This is a genomic window from Vibrio sp. 10N.237.312.B06 (assembly GCF_041464685.1).
In the GTDB taxonomy this organism is placed as follows: domain Bacteria; phylum Pseudomonadota; class Gammaproteobacteria; order Enterobacterales; family Vibrionaceae; genus Vibrio; species Vibrio tasmaniensis_A.
Genome location: NZ_JBFSPI010000036.1, coordinates 18,945 through 36,982, shown reverse-complemented (window position 1 = coordinate 36,982; position 18,038 = coordinate 18,945). Strand labels below are relative to the sequence as shown.

The 18,038-nt window shown below is 43.5% G+C and carries 17 protein-coding genes and 1 pseudogene; 12 read left to right on the top strand and 6 right to left on the bottom strand.

The features are described from left to right. Window positions 1-78: 78 nt before the first annotated feature. From AB6C75_RS11750 to thiM, 4 genes and pseudogenes are all read left to right on the top strand, one after another. A pseudogene (locus AB6C75_RS11750) lies at window positions 79-813 on the top strand (ABC transporter permease); the annotation flags it as partial. Window positions 814-931: 118 nt separating this feature from the next. After that, window positions 932-1,888: an ABC transporter substrate-binding protein gene (locus tag AB6C75_RS11745; protein ID WP_017067315.1), complete on the top strand. Its 957-nt coding sequence runs from the start codon at window positions 932-934 to the stop codon at window positions 1,886-1,888. Window positions 1,889-1,896: 8 nt separating this feature from the next. Continuing rightward, window positions 1,897-2,565, top strand: a complete 669-nt coding sequence (gene tenA, locus AB6C75_RS11740; RefSeq protein ID WP_017096376.1) for a thiaminase II — start codon at window positions 1,897-1,899, stop codon at window positions 2,563-2,565. Window positions 2,566-2,635: 70 nt separating this feature from the next. Beyond that, on the top strand, window positions 2,636-3,421 hold the full coding sequence (gene thiM, locus AB6C75_RS11735; protein WP_269335053.1) for a hydroxyethylthiazole kinase: 786 nt from the start codon (window positions 2,636-2,638) through the stop codon (window positions 3,419-3,421). Window positions 3,422-3,572: 151 nt separating this feature from the next. Here thiM and AB6C75_RS11730 read toward each other — a convergent pair whose 3' ends face one another. Then, entirely contained in the window at window positions 3,573-5,516 is a 1,944-nt protein-coding gene (locus AB6C75_RS11730) for a methyl-accepting chemotaxis protein (protein WP_372107839.1), read from the bottom strand. A gap of 259 nt (window positions 5,517-5,775) precedes the next feature. On the opposite strand from AB6C75_RS11730, the gene thiE reads away from it, so the two are divergent. Continuing rightward, complete coding sequence (gene thiE, locus AB6C75_RS11725) at window positions 5,776-6,393, top strand: thiamine phosphate synthase (protein ID WP_102278720.1); 618 nt, start codon at window positions 5,776-5,778, stop codon at window positions 6,391-6,393. Window positions 6,394-6,521: 128 nt separating this feature from the next. Here the strand turns inward: thiE and AB6C75_RS11720 are convergent, their stop codons facing one another. Both AB6C75_RS11720 and AB6C75_RS11715 read right to left on the bottom strand, forming a co-directional pair. Beyond that, window positions 6,522-6,866, bottom strand: a complete 345-nt coding sequence (locus AB6C75_RS11720) for a thiamine-phosphate diphosphorylase (RefSeq protein WP_372107847.1) — start codon at window positions 6,864-6,866, stop codon at window positions 6,522-6,524. 418 nt (window positions 6,867-7,284) lie between these two features. Next, window positions 7,285-8,187 carry a LysR family transcriptional regulator gene (locus AB6C75_RS11715; RefSeq protein ID WP_061021942.1) on the bottom strand — a complete coding sequence of 301 codons (903 nt, stop codon included), beginning with the start codon at window positions 8,185-8,187 and terminating at the stop codon, window positions 7,285-7,287. A 138-nt stretch (window positions 8,188-8,325) separates the two neighbouring features. Between AB6C75_RS11715 and AB6C75_RS11710 the strand changes: the two genes are divergently transcribed. After that, entirely contained in the window at window positions 8,326-8,763 is a 438-nt protein-coding gene (locus AB6C75_RS11710) for a PACE efflux transporter (protein ID WP_371728644.1), read from the top strand. Between the two features lie 195 nt (window positions 8,764-8,958). Here the strand turns inward: AB6C75_RS11710 and AB6C75_RS11705 are convergent, their stop codons facing one another. Both AB6C75_RS11705 and AB6C75_RS11700 read right to left on the bottom strand, forming a co-directional pair. After that, a complete protein-coding gene (locus tag AB6C75_RS11705; protein WP_012600934.1) occupies window positions 8,959-9,426 on the bottom strand; it encodes a hypothetical protein in 468 nt (155 codons plus the stop codon). 306 nt (window positions 9,427-9,732) lie between these two features. After that, window positions 9,733-10,728 (bottom strand): helix-turn-helix domain-containing protein, encoded by a 996-nt coding sequence (locus AB6C75_RS11700; protein WP_372107838.1) that lies wholly within the window; start codon window positions 10,726-10,728, stop codon window positions 9,733-9,735. 159 nt (window positions 10,729-10,887) lie between these two features. On the opposite strand from AB6C75_RS11700, the gene AB6C75_RS11695 reads away from it, so the two are divergent. The 5 genes from AB6C75_RS11695 to AB6C75_RS11675 all read left to right on the top strand — a co-directional run bounded on the left by AB6C75_RS11695 (window position 10,888) and on the right by AB6C75_RS11675 (window position 15,645). Beyond that, entirely contained in the window at window positions 10,888-12,009 is a 1,122-nt protein-coding gene (locus AB6C75_RS11695) for an HlyD family secretion protein (protein WP_372107837.1), read from the top strand. After that, the gene (locus AB6C75_RS11690; RefSeq protein ID WP_372107836.1) at window positions 11,999-13,018 is read left to right on the top strand and encodes a DUF2955 domain-containing protein; all 1,020 of its coding nucleotides are present in this window, start codon (window positions 11,999-12,001) and stop codon (window positions 13,016-13,018) included. The genes AB6C75_RS11695 and AB6C75_RS11690 overlap by 11 nt, the downstream gene beginning before the upstream one ends. A gap of 22 nt (window positions 13,019-13,040) precedes the next feature. Beyond that, the gene (locus AB6C75_RS11685; protein ID WP_372107835.1) at window positions 13,041-14,141 is read left to right on the top strand and encodes an AI-2E family transporter; all 1,101 of its coding nucleotides are present in this window, start codon (window positions 13,041-13,043) and stop codon (window positions 14,139-14,141) included. Continuing rightward, on the top strand, window positions 14,142-14,798 hold the full coding sequence (locus AB6C75_RS11680) for a potassium channel family protein (RefSeq protein WP_017096360.1): 657 nt from the start codon (window positions 14,142-14,144) through the stop codon (window positions 14,796-14,798). Window positions 14,799-15,051: 253 nt separating this feature from the next. Next, a complete protein-coding gene (locus tag AB6C75_RS11675) occupies window positions 15,052-15,645 on the top strand; it encodes a hypothetical protein (RefSeq protein WP_269335063.1) in 594 nt (197 codons plus the stop codon). A gap of 230 nt (window positions 15,646-15,875) precedes the next feature. On the opposite strand, the gene AB6C75_RS11670 is transcribed toward AB6C75_RS11675, so the two are convergent. Beyond that, entirely contained in the window at window positions 15,876-16,085 is a 210-nt protein-coding gene (locus AB6C75_RS11670) for a hypothetical protein (RefSeq protein WP_372107834.1), read from the bottom strand. Window positions 16,086-17,035: 950 nt separating this feature from the next. On the opposite strand from AB6C75_RS11670, the gene AB6C75_RS11665 reads away from it, so the two are divergent. Beyond that, the gene (locus AB6C75_RS11665; RefSeq protein WP_372107833.1) at window positions 17,036-17,968 is read left to right on the top strand and encodes a siderophore ABC transporter substrate-binding protein; all 933 of its coding nucleotides are present in this window, start codon (window positions 17,036-17,038) and stop codon (window positions 17,966-17,968) included. Window positions 17,969-18,038: the final 70 nt, after the last annotated feature.

The window sequence follows — 18,038 nt, the reverse complement described above, 5'->3', positions numbered from 1 at the left end:
AGCTCCAAGATAGAAAACTCAATGGAAGAAAGTTCAACTAACACACAGATCACGACTAAGCGCCCTCGTCAGATGAATCCTGTTATGCGTTTGCTGATCAGCAGTGCTGTGATTCTCGGTTTATGGCAAATGGTGGTCGTTATCTTCGAGATGCCGAGCTTCATTCTGCCAGCGCCTGCAGAAGTCTTCATCAAGCTAATTGAACGCTACGATGTGTTACTCAAACACACTTGGGTGACTGCGCAGGAGATCTTACTTGGTCTGCTACTCGGTTTGTCTATGGGGCTGTTTTTCGCCCTACAGATGTTGATGTTCGAACCGCTGAAACGCTGGTTGTTGCCTATCTTAATTGCTAGCCAAGCCATCCCTGTGTTTGCGATTGCGCCAGTATTGATGCTGTGGCTAGGTTATGGCATCGCGTCAAAAGTGGTGATGGCGGCGATCATTATCTTCTTCCCTGTAACCACTTGTTGTTACGACGGCCTACGTAATACACCGACAGGTTACCTTGATCTTGCTAAGACGATGGGTGCATCGAAGTGGCAATTGCTCCGTTATATCCAACTGCCTGCTGCGCTGCCAACACTGGCGTCTGGTATTCGTGTCGCTGTGGTTATAGCCCCAATTGGTGCGGTTGTAGGCGAGTGGGTGGGTTCGAGTGAGGGGCTAGGTTACCTAATGCTGCAAGCCAACGCTCGCATGATCATTGATGAGATGTTTGCTGCCTTATTCATCTTGGCGGTGCTGTCTATTTCGCTCTACTTCGTCACCGATAAATTACTCAAAAAAGCTATCCCTTGGGAAAACCAGTGATGGCTAGCTCAATAACACTTGTTTAATAAAGCTTCGCTCACGCTATTTATCTAAACAAAACTTCGTTAAAAATTAGCTCGATACACACAACAATAATATTCAAAAGGAAAGGTTAACTATGAAAAATACTAAATTGGTAGGTGCAGTGGCACTGCTTGCTTCGCTAGTTTCAGGTCATGCATTGGCGGATTCTGAACAAAAGAAACTGACATTGATGCTGGATTGGTTTGTGAACCCGAACCACGGCCCAATTGTGATTGCTCAAGAGCGTGGCTACTTTGCTGACCAAGGCTTAGAGGTTGAAATCCAAGAGCCAGCCGACCCAAGCACGCCAGCAAAATTGGTTGCTGCCGGTAAAGTCGATTTAGCGGTAACTTACCAACCAAGTTTAACCATGGATGTAGCGGCAGGTTTACCTCTCGTTCGTGCATCAACCCTTATCGCGACGCCACTGAATACGTTGATGGTTTTAGATAATGGCAAGAACGATTCACTAGCGGATCTGAAAGGCAAAAAGATCGGTATTGCGATTGCGGGTAACGAAGAAGCGACCATCGGCACCATGCTAGCTCAAGAAAATGTTGCGTTTACAGACGTGCAAACCATCAATGTCGGTTGGGCACTGTCGTCTTCATTGGCATCAGGCAAGGTAGACGCAATTTGGGGGGGCTTACGTAACTTCGAAACTAACCAGTTAGCCCTTGAAGGCTTTAAAGCGAAAGCATTCTTCCCAGAAGAGCACGGTGTACCCGCTTACGACGAGCTTATCTTTGTTGCGAACGCAAAGCAGCACGACGATGAAGCGATCAAAGCGTTCAACAAAGCACTTGAGCAAGCAACGACTTACATTGTGAACCACCCACAAGAGTCATGGAGTGAATTTGTGGCGTACTCACCAGATACGTTGAACAACGAACTTAACCAACGCGCATGGAACGACACGCTGACTCGTTTTGCACTTCGCCCTTCTGCTGTAGATATGAAGCGTTACGATGATTACGCGCAGTTCATGTTCGACAAAGGCATTATCAAATCACTACCAAAAGCCGCTGATTACGTGCCGACTTTTGACTAAGGAATCTCATGAAATACCAAGACTTAATCCAAGCTTGTCAGCAAGATTGGCAAGACTACACCGAGCATGATTTTGTTAAAACGCTGGCGAACGGCACCCTCGCTCAGCCGTGTTTTTTGCATTACCTGAAGCAAGATTTTCTGTTTTTGAAGCAGTATGCTCGCGCTTATGCATTGGCAATTTACAAGGCTAAAACCTTGGCTGATATGCGTCGTGCACTGCCAAGTGTTCATGCGCTGCTAGATTCTGAAATCTCTCACCATGTGACTTACTGTGGTCAGTGGGGGTTAACCGAATCTGACCTAGAAAACGAACCGGAAGATTTCGGTACGGTGGCTTACACGCGCTACGTTCTAGATGCGGGTATGACGGGTGATCTTGTCGACTTATATGCGGCATTGGCTCCGTGTTCAATTGGTTACGCTGTTATCGGTAAAGTGTTGTTAGAGAGCAGTGATACCGTATTAGAAGGCAACCCATACGCGAGCTGGCTTCAGCTTTACGGCGGAGAAGAGTTCCAATCTGGCGTGGCAACGGGCGCAGAATACTTCAATCAGCTGCTTGCTGAAATTGATATCAACAGCGAGCGCGGTCAGAACATCGTTCATATCTTCAAAACGGCAACGCGTATGGAAGTGGCTTTTTGGCAGCAAGGGCTGAATGCTCTTAATGACTAATCACGGCTAAACCTTGTCGCTAGCCAACCTGCAGCGGCTTAAAACGACTTTCACGAATAAGGATTTACCCATGCTAACTGAACAAATCATCCAATCGTTGCGCGCAGTACGAGAGCAAAAACCGTTGGTTGTAAACATCACCAACTACGTCGTGATGAACAATACGGCCAATGCGTTATTGGCGATTGGCGCTTCACCTATCATGGCGCACTCAAAACAAGAACTGGCTGAGATGATGTCTTTCTCTGGCGCTTTGGTGATCAACATCGGCACGCTCGACAGCGTTTGGACGCCAAGAATGTGTTTTGCTGTAGAACAAGCCAACGCGAACAACAAGGTAGTGGTTCTTGACCCTGTGGGTTGTGGCGCAAGTACGCTGCGTACCGAGACTTCTCGTGAAATTGCACGTTTAGCGGATAAGTTAATCATTCGTGGTAATGCGTCTGAGATTATCGCGTTAGCGGGTGAGCAAGCACAGAGCAAAGGCGTTGATGCGCTAGATAGCAGTGATGCTGCATTAGGCGCAGCGCAATGCTTAGTCGCTGAATACGGTGCGAATGTGGTGATTTCTGGTGAGACAGATTACGTTGTCACCAAAGACAGTGTTGTGACGTTAAACAACGGTCATCCAATGATGCCGTATGTAACCGGCATGGGTTGTACCTTAACGGCATTGACGGGCGCATTTGCTGCTGTTGGTGATGAAAGTGGTTTGGCTGCTGCGGCGGTATTGGGTGTGGTTGGTGAAATCTCGGCTGAGAGCTCACGCGGCCCAGGTAGCTTGCAAATGAACTTACTTGATGAGTTATATCAATTGGATGAAGAGACTCTGATTCAACGTTTGAAGATTCAGTAGATTCAATCTGGCTATAAGCATTTAGCTCACTAAAAAGCCCCCAACACGAATGTGCTGGGGGCTTTCTTATTATATAAACCGTGTTCGCTATGTTTTCAATAAGCGAGGCTCTAAATAACAGAGACTTTGAATAACAGAGACAGAAAGTTAGCTAGGTTCTAAATCGATTCACTTGGTTTTCTAAGTGATGAGCAACTTCGGTTAAGTCGCTCGCTGCGCCAGAAATGCTGCTTACAGACTCTTGGTTGCTCTGCGCGATGGTATTGGCACCTTGCGCGTTTTCACCCAGTGACTTGGTCAAGCAATCTTGCTCATCTACAGATACTGCAATTTGGCTGTTGGCCTGATTCAAATCTTGGATGTGTTGGTTAATCACATGTAAGTTCTGAGAAGCTTGTTGTGCCTGAGTTGAAGCATATGAAACCGTGCTGTGACTCTCTTTAATCGACTCTAACGCATCTTTAGCGCCACGTTGCAGTGAGGTGATGAGTTCATCAATCTGGCTTGCAGAATCTTGAGTACGCTTAGCGAGCGTTCTTACTTCATCGGCTACGACAGCAAACCCACGACCTTGTTCACCTGCGCGCGCAGCTTCGATAGCCGCGTTCAATGCCAGTAGGTTAGTTTGCTCAGAAACGCCTTTGATGACTTCAAGAATGGCACCAATATTCATCGACTCTTTATGTAGGTCAGTCACTTTTTGACTGCTCACCTGCATGCTTTCATCAGCGCTGCCAATTTCGTGCAGTGTTTTGTCGACTTCTTTTAGACCCATCGCCACATTCTCGGTTGCTTGGTTTGCAACTTGAGACGCGTGGTTAGCACTTTCAGCAATTTCTGATGTGCTGGAAGCCAATTGATCAACGGCAGAAGAGATATTGATCATCTCATTGTTCAACTGTGTTGCGTTGGTCGAGCTGTTATTGGTCACTTGATTCAGCGACTCCGACATCTCACCAATACGCACACTAGAACGGTTCACTTGACCAACAATATCGCGCAGAGATTCAATGGTGATCTCCATGTTGGTCAGCAGTTCGCCGATTTCGTTCTTGCTCTCAATGTTCACTTCAACATTTAAGTTACCTTGAGAAAGCTCGTTGGTGATCTGTTTAACCTGCGCGATGCCTTTGGTAATAGAACGAGTCACCAACACAGCGCTTGTCATGCCAATCACCAAAGCCACACCTGTTAGCAAGAAGATGATTTGAACTGAACGTTTTTCACTGGCTTGCAGTTCTGGCGTTAATGCTTGTTTCTGTTGCTCTAGAATACTTTGAGCATCGGCTACCGCGATAGCCAAGCTGTCACCAATCGAGGCAAGCGTTGCAGTTCTTTGCGTGTTCTCGATCATCTGCTGATGAACTTGTTCAAAGCCTTTTGCATACGCTTCGCGCTGGTTAGAGAAATCTTCAATCAACTCGCTTTGGTAAGGGGATGATTTGAGAGACTCAATGTCGCCTTCAATACCTGGCAACGCGTATTTAAAGATATCTTTACCCGCTTCATAGGTTTTTAGGTCGTTGTTGTTTGAGTAACTCAGTACAGTGATCTTGGCTGCGAGGAAGTTCTCCATCAACATACCCGCGTATAAGCTCGCGTTTGGATCATTGTTGTTGTACGACTCATACAACAAGCTCTGAGCGGCTTTGAGGGCGTTGGTTTCTCGTTTGACCATCTCGACATTCACCAATTGGTCGATGAGCAGCTGGCTCTGTTTCATTGAGCCATAAGCCGTGTCAAATGCCGCTACGCTGTCTTGTACTAATTGCAGGCTAGCTAAGCTATCGGTTTTGGTGGTGGTTTGGATTAAGTTGTTGAGCAGTTCATCAATCGCGAGTTTACTTGATTGATAATTCGTTTCGTATTGCTCATCCAATGACTCTAAGTAACGTTCAGAGGCTAAACGCATCTGAAGAAAGTGCACTTGAATGTTGCCTGACAGAGTCGCTTTCTGGCTGAGATCACTGTATTGACTAAAGCCGTTCGACAAGGTTTGGATACCTTTGTAACTCACAAGGCCTGAAATGACGAAAAAGAGTAAGCAGATGGCATAACCCAGCTTGATCTTAAACGCTATAGAAAGGTGGCGCATAACTATCCCTATATTTACCTGATTCCTTCATAGCGAAGTATTCCATAAAACAGCGTTCTGGGCAGGCTTAAGTGAATAGTTTGTGTAATAAGTAACGCTTTCGTTAAAAAATCCGGTTTTTTAGTATCGTTTCAATGGGTTGCATATTTGTTGGAGCATGCTTAATTGAGCTAATTGTTTATTAACTTCCATGCACATGATGCAAATTGTCGGTAAAATAGTAGAAACGCAATTTAGACTCCGACTCCAAAGGCACGATATGAACCCTTATAAGCTCTACTTGGTTACTGATGACCAGCAAGATCTAGAAACGCTTAAGTTTGTAGTTGAACAAGCAATCGCTGGTGGTGTCACTATGGTTCAAGTAAGAGAGAAGCATGGAGATGTCAGAGCTTTCATTGAACGTGCGCAGGCCGTTAAGTCGATTTTGGCTGGCTCTGGTGTCCCGCTGATCATTAACGATCGGGTAGACGTTGCGTTGGCTGTGGATGCTGACGGCTTACATTTAGGACAGTCTGATATGCCTGCAGAGTTAGCACGCCAGTTGATAGGTCCAGATAAGATTCTTGGGTTATCAATTGAAACTGAACAGCAGTTACAAGAAGCCGATAGCTTACCGATCGATTACATTGGCCTCAGTGCGCTTTTTGCCACACCGACTAAGACGAATCTAAAGAAACATTGGGGCTATGATGGAATTAAAATGGCGTTGGAGACAACGAAGCTACCGATTGTCGGTATTGGTGGAATTAACGAATCGAACATCCCGCAGTTAGTTGAGAGCGGTATTCATGGGTTAGCACTGGTATCTGCGATATGTCACGCTGAAGATCCCAAACAAGCGACGCGGGATCTGTTATCTCTAATGGGAGAGTGAAGGGGTTATAGACTAGAAAACAAATGAGGTTAACCATTTGTTTTCTAGTTAAAGAACAGGCTCATAGAAAGGCTAAATTGGCCTATCGCTTGAGCTTTTAAGACAATTTATTTAATGCACAGTTTGGTTTACTGAGCGCATAAAGCAACAGTACCGATGCTCATAAGAACGATCGCGGCATACCAGCCGTATTGTGCGGTCTTATCAGCAACAAACACCTTAATGTAGTTAAGTTCTTCATGCGCCATTGCAATGAAGTCTGTGTAGTTAATCGATAACTCGCGGCTCGCTTCTTTCAAGTCTTGCTGAAGTTTGTTGAAAGCCTCATCGATGAAGCCTTTTGTTTCTGAAACAGACGGAGTAGCAACCAAAGTTAAGCTATTCCAAACTGCCATACGCGATTCATACTCGCTTTCACTGACACAATTAAGTACGCGTAAATCATACTCTCGTTTGTTACGCTCTTTGCCCATTTTCTCAGGGCAAATATTTCTTAAAACGTTCACGACAAATTTTCCAAAAGGTTCATTTAGATATAAAAAAGCACTCGAAGAGGGCTCATAAACTGGGTGCGAATCAATATTCAAAAGTGATCTATTTGAAGCTTTCACAAGTGGTTGCAGGGCAGGGGCACTTATGTGGGAGATTTGAAGTTGGGTCAGTGGTGTTAAAGAGCGATTTGGGTTTGTCGATATCAGTTTGATAAGACAAACCCTTTGGGATCGCATACTAGTTATGTCACTTTGGGATATCAACTAGGGTGTTTTATCCACACGACAAAGAAAATTATCGGCACGAAAAGCGGAAATGAGGTAGTGCTGGAGAAAACACAACCGTCATTGACTTAGGATTCAGTTGCTAAAATAGGCTGAACTCAAGGATTGGGGAAGATTAGTTGGCTTGCCATTGATTGTTCTCTAATGAGTGGCCTTTTAGTTTTTCAAGTAAACTTGTTAACACTGGGCCATTGATATGGCTGCGAGACACCAAACAACCCACTGGAGTAATCCAACCACCATGCTCGTGTGCCACTGGCAGTGCTACGAGATCACCTTTCTGAATCCCTTCCATCACCATCATTTCAGGCACATTTGCCCACCCTACGTTCTGTTCAACGAGATCGATGATCGTTTTGTGGTTGTTGGCATACCAAAGCATGGAGCTGATGCCATAGGTGAACCACAATTCGCGCTGCTTAGAACTACGATGCACACATTGGCGGTAGCGCTTTAGGTCTGAGTCTTGAACGACGGGCATTTGGCTCAGCTCGTGTGTGGCGGAGCTAACTGTAAGAAAACGTGCTTGACCCAGTAAGAAGAAGTCCATATCTACTTTAAGTTCACCATCCGCATAGATGATGCCTATCTGTGCTTTGCCGCGTCTGACTAAGTCTTCAACATCGAAGGTTGAGGTGGTAATAATATCGAAGTGTGTGATTGGAAACTGATCGGCTAGTGAGCTGATTATCTTAATGAAATTCTTATCTATGATGCTCTCATCAATGGCAATGATCAGTTCGTGTTCATCTTCTTGTGTCAGCGATTCTACTTTTTGGTCGAAGTACTTTTGTTGGTCGAGAATCGACTTAGCGACAGGCAATAAGGCTTTACCTGTGTTGGTCAAAACAGGGATGTTTTTCTCGCGGTTAAACAGCTCTTGATCGATGGCTATTTCTAGGTTGGCGATCGATTGGCTGACACCAGACTGAGCGCGTTTCAGCTTGCGTGCTGCAGCAGAAAAAGAGCCACTTTCACACACGGTGACGAAGACTTTTAGTTGCTCAAAACTGTACATGTTACTTCTCGCTCAATACCAAATGGGATGATAATGCTCAGGCTATCACTAATCGTGATGGCTGTTAACTTTCTCTTATTATTTCCGATGACATAATCCGAGCTAATCCAACCCATACTAGATTATTCAGAGGAATGTATGAGTACGTTAGAAAGAGTGTTTCACTCAGTATTATTCGAAGTTTTGGCTGTAACACTTTCAATTATTGGTTTAGCGATATTTACCGATCATGATGTGAATGCCTTATCAGGAACCATGATAGTTGTTGCGACAATCGCTATGATTTGGAATTACTGTTTTAACCGCATTTTTGATCGCTACTTTACGGGTGAAAAATCTCAGCGTTCACTTAAGCTGAGAATATTCCATGTGGTTTTGTTTGAAGCAGGCTTGTTGATAGCGACGATCCCAGTGATGGCTTTCTTGCTTAATGTGGGGATTTGGCCGGCATTTTTAATGGATATCGGCGTGACCATTTTTATTACCATTTACGCGTTTGTGTTTAATCTGATTTATGATCACGTGAGATCGTTCTTGGTACGCAGATCTTTCGCGGTTAAATTTGGAGCGAGCTAAAAGTGGTCTTAATCCTGGCGAGGGAGAAATAACCTCGTCATTCTAAGCTCATCTCCGTCAACACTCCCTCAAAAAAGCGCAAAACGCTTTTAACCGATCCTTCGGAAAGCGTTTTGCTTTTTAGTGATGCAACGTTATCGGCTTCCCGAGTAGCCCACTTATTGTTTGCAGTTCACTTGAAAATCGATAGAGCGCTTAGGCTTTTTCGGTTTTCTGCGTGTCATCCAATGCAAAGTAGATTTTAGAAACAATCACTTCGGCAACCAGAATGGTAAATACCACTGCAAAGAAGGCGACGACACCGTTCCAAGGCCCCGTGAAATCCACTTTGTCACCAAATAGAATGTTGATGGCTTCTAGCATCACGAATTTTGAACCGACGAGAATCACATAGCTCGACAGGCCTCTGTAGATCTTAGGGGCAGTGCCGGGTTTCGACTTGAAGTAATCCGCGAGCTTATGTTCTAAGCCGATGGATAACTTGAGCAACAGCTGTAGCAAAATCGCAGCAGCAAATGAGATGGTGAAAGACTCGATATTGACGAAATCCCAATATTCATCAAAAAAATTGAGAACGGTTAAATCAACGAGTACGGCGAGTGTGTAACCGACAAAGAGCCGTTGGGGCGTATTAAATCCATATACTTTTTCTATATTGCTCATCTACATCTTCCTGAGTAAAGGGTTATAAAAAACTTAGGAGATAAACTTATAACTTTCAAACGCTTATTGTTTTATATGCGAAACAGCTCTTAAAGTGGGTGTGGCGCATTATGGTAAGTATCTCTGTCGAGATTGATCCAAGATGGTACTTCGACTTAAAGAGGAGTAAGTATGATTATTTATTTTAGGGTACAAGACGTAGAGGAGCTTTGGGGCGCGATAGATCTAGCGACACTCTTACAAATGGAACTGAGAGGGAGGCCAGATTGTACTTAGTCCAAAACTACACTTAGTCCAAAATTACATTTAGTCCAAAATTGAACGTTGGTAAATCTTCGGCGTAAGACCAGACACACGCTTAAACGCCCGAGAAAAGTGAGAGATGTTGGTGTAGCCGAGTTGGCTAGAGATGTAGGTCAGCGTGTGTCCTTCTTCCATCAGCTCACATGCGACTGAAAATATTAGGTTTTCTTTGATTTTTCGATAGGTCGTATTTTCATTTTTGAGTTTGCGTTGAAACGTTCGCACAGAAAAATTGAGCAGTTCAGCCGCTTCTTCAAGTGAGAGATCTTGTTCTTTCATGTAGGGCTTGAGTAGCTCATAAACGCTATCGGTAAAGCTGGTGTGCCACTCAATAAGCGTCGGTTTAGCACTGAGTTCTTTAGAGGTTAGGCGAATTGGGAGTTGTAAGATTTCTTCAGGGATCAGCACAGCCGTCGACGACTGTTCAACAAACAATTGGCAGCTACTTGGCACCAGTGTTTTGACGACATCGATGTCATGTCCTTGCAGACGCACTTTACTAGGCAACCATGGGGATTTGGATAAAATGGTTATTAACTCAATGATATATGTAATTGCAAAAGCTTCTCCCCATTGAAACGTAGGGGAATTGTCTTCGGGTGCAGTTCGGCAAAACCAACTTTGGCCGTGTTCTTGAATAAGCTCGACTTTGCTGCCTGGGGAGTCGTAGGCAAAGATTGAATTTAGGTGTTTCAGCGAATCACCAATGGTTTTAAATTCGGCAAATTGATGCAAGACATTTGGGATGATTCGACGTCGAAATGCGAGTCCTAGAATATCGGTGAACCGAGATACGCCAAGTTGCGCCGATGTGAGATAAATCAAACGCTTAATGGATTCCGATGGCACAAAATCGCTTTCTGATTCGATAAGGTCTGGTGGTAAACCGGAATCTTTAAGCAACATATGTAAATCAAGACCATAGTCAGAAAAAACCTGAACCAGAATTTTAGCGTAGTTCGTCTGAATTACTGGGACTTGGTAGTGACTAGAGGTCATGAGAATACAATCCTGTATATATTGTTGCATTATTAGACGTGCATATCATTTGCAACGTTTTGTTTACTAAATCTAACCCTATTTACTTGAGTTTTCCATTGCTGGGTTTATTTTTAAAGTATTAATTTTGTTGATGTTAGTTATCTAGAAGGGAGCCCCATGTCAGAAGCCAAAGGGAATAAGCAAGAAGCCAATGAAGAAGTTGGCCAGCAAGAAAACGGAAAAGACAAAGTAAGAAAGGTCACAAACTACCTATTGTTGTTTGTTGCATTCATGTTGCTCTTCAGTGTCATTTCAGACCGCATCATCCCTATTACTGATAATGCTCGTGTAAAAGGTTATATCGTTCCAATCAAGCCTGAGGTGTCGGGTAAAGTGCTCGATATACTGGTTCAACCAAACCAACTGGTTAATCAAGGTGACAAGTTAGCTATTTTAGATGAGTCTGATTACAAAATTGCAGTACAACAAGCCGAGCAAAATTTAGAGATTGCAGGCCAAAATGTCGGTGCTCAAACCGCGAGTATTGCTTCAGCGCAAGCGAAACTCACTTCAGCGATTGTTGAAAGACAAAACACCAAGCTACAAGCCAAGCGTGTTTTAGAGATGGCTGATAAAGGTGTGGTTTCTAAATCAGATGCAGATAAAGCGAGAGCCGCATTAGCAACGTCTCGAGCGGCGGTTGTCAATGCAGAAGCTGACCTTGACCGTGCTAAGAAACAAATGGGTAAAGAAGGTCAGGAAAATAGCCAAGTGAAAGCGGCGTTGTTAGCACTTGAACAGGCACAGTTGAACCTAGAGCGCACCGTGATTACAGCACCCACACAAGGTGGCGTTTCTAACTTTAGCCTTTCTGAGGGTTTTTACGCATCAGCAGGTCAACCGATCATGACTTTTGTTTCGACGGAAGATATCTGGATTGAAGCTTATTATCGTGAAAATAGCCTTGGTAACGTAACCGTCGGTGATGAAGTGGAAGTGGCATTGGATTTCGCTCCAGGACAAATCGTGAAAGGGCGAGTGAGTAGCATCGATTGGGGGGTTGATTGGGGGCAAAATGATCAAGCAGGTAAGCTTGCGCAAGCTAGTCAACAAACGGGTTGGTTGCGCCAAACACAGATGCTTCCTATCACCATTGAATTTGATAATGAAGAAGTGACAGGCATGCTCCGAGTGGGTGGCCAAGCGGATGTGATTGTTTATAGCGGCGATAACTTTGTGTTCAACGCGATAGGCAAAGTATGGATTCGTCTGATTAGCGTATTGTCTTATGTCCGATAAGCCGATTCCTGACCAACAAACACAGCAACGGATCCTGCGGTTTACCGTAGGGGTCACGTTGGCTGTTTTCTTGGCGGCATGGATAAACTGGCCACTTGCGTTTGTGGCGCCAGTGTTCACTGCTAAGTTCTTAATTGATAAACCAAACCTCCATAAGGAAACGGTCTACGAATTGTTATTGGCTGTTGTTGTCACCATGGGGTTAGGTTTATTGCTGTCGCGAGGAATTACCCATTACCCGATCCCACTACTGATTTTAGTGGGGCTAATGATGCTTTGGGGTTACTACTTGTTTGTAGACCCTAAATGGAATCTGTTCGCCACCATACTGTTGATTGCTGTTTTGATGCTGCCTTTTATGGCGATTGATAACCCCGGAGTCTCTGTATTGTTGGCATCAGGTTTAGCGACTTCTGGTGTAGTGTCGGTGACTATTTTTGCGCTGGTTCATGTCTTCTTCCCTGAACCTAAGTCGGAGTTCTCTGGCTTTGCGTTGGTACCTTTCAATAAGACAGAGCGCTGGTATGCGGCTTTCCGTGCGATGATTATCTCTTATCCCGTTGTGTGCTTTTTCTTTATTTTTCAGATATCTGAAGCATTGTTAACCATGATGTTTATTGCGTTGTTATCGTTAATGATTACTTCAGAAAAATCAGTCAAATTAAGTGCATTTCTGGTGATCAGCAATGGCATTGGTGGCTTGCTTGCGATAGCGGCTTTTTCAATCCTTTCGATTGTTCCGAATATTATCTTCTACTCTTTATTCATAGGCTTGGTCGCTATTGTGATTGCTAAGAAGATCTACACGGTTCCCGAAAAAGCACCGATTTTCGCCACTGCATTTAGTACCTTGCTAGTACTTGTCGGTAGCACATTGATGAGCTCCGGCGATATCGATAGCAACACTTTTATTCGCATATTCCAATTATTGCTAATTGGCATATATATGATTTTGGCCTCTTTATTTCTAGAAACTCGGAATTGGAAGTTTCTACAAAATCAGCATTAATTTTGTCTAACAAGGACGTCTTATGAAGTTATCCGACGATTTTTCAAAACAGGCGATAGACGCTGCCATTAAAATTGCAGCGATTGCTATGCTCGTCTACTGGTGTTTTGCGATTTTACGCCCATTCATTCTATTGGTTATTTGGGGGGCGATCATTGCGACTGCGCTCTATCCAGTCGCTGTCGCAATTTCAAACAAAACGGGGATGTCGAAGGGTAAAGCCAGTGCATTGCTGAGCTTTATTGGTGTGATTCTTTTGTTTATTCCTTTGGCGGCGCTTTCTTCTGGTATCTACACCAGCGCTTCTGATCTGATGACAGGGTTTCAAGACGGCACATTGTCATTGCCTAAACCGAAAGAGTCTTTACAAGATATTCCGTTCATTGGGGAGAAGGTATATTCAACCTTGGTAGCTGCCTCCAATAATATTGAAGGCACGTTCATAAAGTATGCTGACGAACTGAAACAGTTTGCGACGAAAGCTGCTTCTGTTTTAGGCTCTCTCGGCGGTGGGTTTATTCAGTTTATTATTTCTACCATCATTGCTGGCGCATTTATGAGTACCGCCGATAAGTGCCAAACAGGGGTCACTCACTTAGTGGCTCGCCTAACCGATGGTAAAGGTGAAGAGTTGGTACAGTTATCTAAATCAACGGTACGTAGTGTCGTGCAGGGTGTGATAGGTGTTGCTGTGATTCAATCCATTATGTCAGCAATTGGTTTAGTGATTGCTGGCGTTCCTGCGGCTGCGTTTTGGGCATTAGCTGTTCTGCTCATTGCAATTATTCAACTTCCGCCGATTCTTGCTTTATTGCCTGCAATTATTTACATGTTCAGTGTTGAATCGACGCTAGCGGCGAGCCTGTTCTTAGTATGGTGTATTTTGGTCAGTGGCAGTGACGCTATTTTGAAACCGATGCTATTGAGCCGCGGCTCTCATATCCCAATGTTGGTTATTCTACTGGGTGCGTTGGGTGGAATGGCGATGTCAGGAATCGTTGGTCTGTTTGTTGGTGCTGTGATACTGAGTTTAAGCTATGAGCTGATGATGGCATGGCTTGGACTTGAAGATAAAAACCAAGAAGAAACTGAGAAAAAACCAGCAGGGGCAGAGGGAAAATAGATGAAGCCAGTCTCTAAAGACGACAACTTCTACTTCTTATTCTATGCACTGTTGGTGTTGTTTTTTGGTTGCGCGGTGATGCAGCAGTTTTATCCGCAAGGTCAAAAGACCATTCTATTTTTGATCATTATTACTTTGGCTGTTTCGATTGTGGGCATACATAAAGAGCGAGCCTTGTATCGCTCTTGGTATGGTCTGCTATTGATAACCGCTACGGTGTCGGGGGTATTCTCGTTTTTGGAGGACTATAACCTTTCGATAGTGACGTTAACGGCATTGGCGGTGTTTCTGTTCTCACACATTTATTCCGCTCTCAAACAGGTGATGAAAGCAAAAACGGTGACGCCCAATCACATTATCGGTTCAATCTGTATTTACTTGTTGTTAGGGTTCGCTTGGTCGACTATCTACTTGTTGATTTTAGAAATCTTTCCGAATGCCTTTAACGGGTTAGAAGAGCAAATCTGGCTGACCAACTTGTTCAATGCGATGTACTTTAGCTTTATCACTTTGACTACGGTGGGCTATGGTGACATTTCACCCGCTTTGCCTATTGCTCAATTCTTTGTGTTCATGGAGTCCATTATCGGCAGTTTCTATTTAGCCATCATGGTCGCGAGCTTGGTGAGCATTCGACTTGCACAGTCTCAATCTTAAGTGCAATCTTTTTCATTTAAGTACCTGTATAAGTTAGAAGTCTGTTTTGTTGGAACAGGTGTAGTATGGATTTTAATCGATGATCAGTTTTACCATTTAACGCCATATGGATTAATAAGTAACCAAAAGATAACGTATTGAGAGAATTTAAGTACGCACCTAGATATAACCTATCAAGTTACCGAAAAAACGAGGTTATATAGTGGTATGATCGCGGGCTCAGCACCATAAGTGATAAAGAATAGGAAACAGAATGACTCACCTTACCGATCAGCAAGAAGCTGCAATGGCGACGTTTAAAGAAAACTTACACCTTCCAAATGGTGGTTTTCATAAACTGATTATCGATCTAAGTAAGGAATATCAGCTGCCTTTTCAAAAGGTGCGTGCGGTTTTAAAGAAAGCTCAAAAAGGTGTTGAACGACAGATACGAGAAGACTTTAACAGTGTTGATGGCACAGTACTGAGCCAAGAGAATTGGGTGAACATTATTAAGTCGAAGCTTGTTGAGTTAGCGGAAGAAAACCAAACGGTGATGGATAAGCTGCAACAAAACCTGAAGTATCAAAAAGTGTTGTCGGCAACCGAAGGTTCAATCGCAAGTGAAGACGAACGTGACGAGTTGATTGAAGAGTTGATTCAAGCTTATGAGAAAGAGGTGTTCAAACCTTTACTGGCGATGCTGCATACAACAAAGCTGTATTGGAAGTTAATGCTGGTGGATGAGACATGTAAGATGAATGAGGAGAATCGTGAGAAATTCAGCGATTACCCTCAACACATGCAAGCTGCAGAACACTTATATACTCTTGATCAAAAGTTAAGGTCGATGCCGTTAACTTATTAGTCCATGAATGCAATGATAATGACTCATTGGTGATTCAGAGTTTGATATAAGTTGGTTTCAATAGAAGCACGATAACCTAGCTAGCGTTAGCCGCGTGTGAAATGCAAAAAGGGCTAGGTTTCTGATCTGTTTTACTTCTACTCTATTTTGTTCTGCTAGAGCGAATTGAGGGTGACATCTTTTACATCTTTGGGACTAGATGGTGTTTCTTTTGTAGCCTATGGGAAATGCTATAGGAGTGTGAAATGTCCTAGGGTGTTTCCGTTGCCTGAAACGATAGTTCCGATGCTTTCTCGTTCATTAAATTCAAAGTCGATGAGATAACTGTGATGTTGTAGCTTGGGCAATATGTGGCGGTGGAGTATATCGCTATTGAGCTGTCGAATCTCGGTGACCCATGAAATATCTTCTTTGTGTAAGTCTATTTTAATCTTGAGCATTTATTACCTTTTAGTTTATTGACTGTTTTTTCGCGTGATAGTTGGTACCAATGGGTTTGTCGTGTTGTTCTGCGTGACATAACTGTGCCTTGTGTTTATTACATTTGTATTTAAGTGATCGATCTATTTTGAATTCGCTAAAAAGAAAGCAAATGACGAATAGAACGGTAGTGGGATCTGATTTAAAAGCTATTGAATGACTATCTGGGTGAAAGCTGACGCAGAGATGGTGTAACGAGGGAATCGAGAACTGTCTATGTGGAACTTGGACTTACTTTAGCATTAACAGCTCTATAGATTAGAGCCAGGTGGCGAACTATACGCCTAGTTTTTTAAATTACAACCCTATTTCTAATTAAATTTAAAAATATTTTTGAATGATTTGCCGTCGCTTATTGATAGTTAAATGAACGAAGGACAGGGGATTGACCAAGGTATCTGACTGAGGATCGGTTTTGCACCGCTTCGTATTCTTTGTCATTGGTGGTTTTAATTGAGGTATTAATTTAGTGGTGGTTAAGTGTCTATTATATTTGGTCTTTACATTGTAAATTACAATTTGTGACTCTGAGGTTTAGCGTTGTAATTAGGAGGTTTAGCGTTGTAATTACAGGTTTTTCGGACACTTTCCCCCATCAGGTTTTTTCTTCAGATTGATGATCATTTTCCTCTTCGCGCTTTTTGCTATTTTTGATTCCTAATATATCTCCCGACTACGCAAAACATGAATACTCACTTTTACATTTCTGAATAATAAAGTTGTTGTGTCGCTAATTTAACGCAAACATAATTTATAATAGTTCTCACTTGCGTTACAAGTTTGTTGTCAAAGCAATGACAGACTTTAAATTATCGTTATTTAGCCGTTGTGTACGCCCCATGCTCATCTATGAGTAATGTGACTTTTATTGTCATGAGTGGTGGTTTGTATCCTTGGCAAAGGAAGACACATGAAGAAAACAATCAATTCAGTTCGTCAGTTATTGGGTGGGCTTGCTATCGCTCTTGCATCATCATTGATAATGACCGCTCAAGCGGAAACAATCACTATTGAACACGTAAAGGGCACGGTGCAGTTTACCGAAGTACCACAGCGCGTTGTAGTACTTGGCTTTGGTAGCTTGGATGTGCTTGATCAGATTGGTATACAGCCAGTTGGCGCGCCTCACAGCCTAATGCCTGACTACCTAGCTTCGTACAAAGATACGACGGCAAATACGGGCTCATTGAGTGAACCTGATTTTGAAGCTATCTACATGCTGAAGCCTGACATCATCATTGCCGAAAACCGTATGCTTAAGGTTTACGATCAACTAGAAAAAATAGCTCCGACCATCATGTTCTCTATTGAAGGTGACAAATACTGGGCTGATGCTCAGCAAAACTGGCGCGCGCTAGGCAAGCTCTTTGGTAAGCAAGCTAAAGTAGAAGCGCTCATTAAAGAGACTCAAGCTTCTATCACGGCGGTTAACGACAAAGTCGCGTCTGACGAAACGTCAGCAATGATGCTAATGAACAACGGCAACAACATTGCGATGTTCAATAAGGGCAGTCGCTTCTCAATCATCTTTGATGACTTTGGCTTTGTGGAGTCAAAGAGTGCGACAGTAGCTCCGATTAAAGGGAATCACGGTAATCTAATCTCGTTTGAATATATTGCTGACGCAAAACCTGAAGTGCTTTACGTACTTGACCGCGAAAAAGCGATCGGTAAGTCAGAAGGGCGCGCACAACAGCTGTTTGACAACCCACTGGTTGCAGCAACACCTGCAGCGCAGCAAGGCAACATCGTTTACCTTGATTCAAGTGCTTGGTATCTGGTAGGTGGCGGCGTAACAGCGATTCACAGAATGCTTGGCGACATTGAACGTACGATTCAATAGTTACTAGTCATCAGATTCTCGGGCTTATAAGAGTGTTCTTATAAGCCCTTTTTCACTTTTTTATACGGTC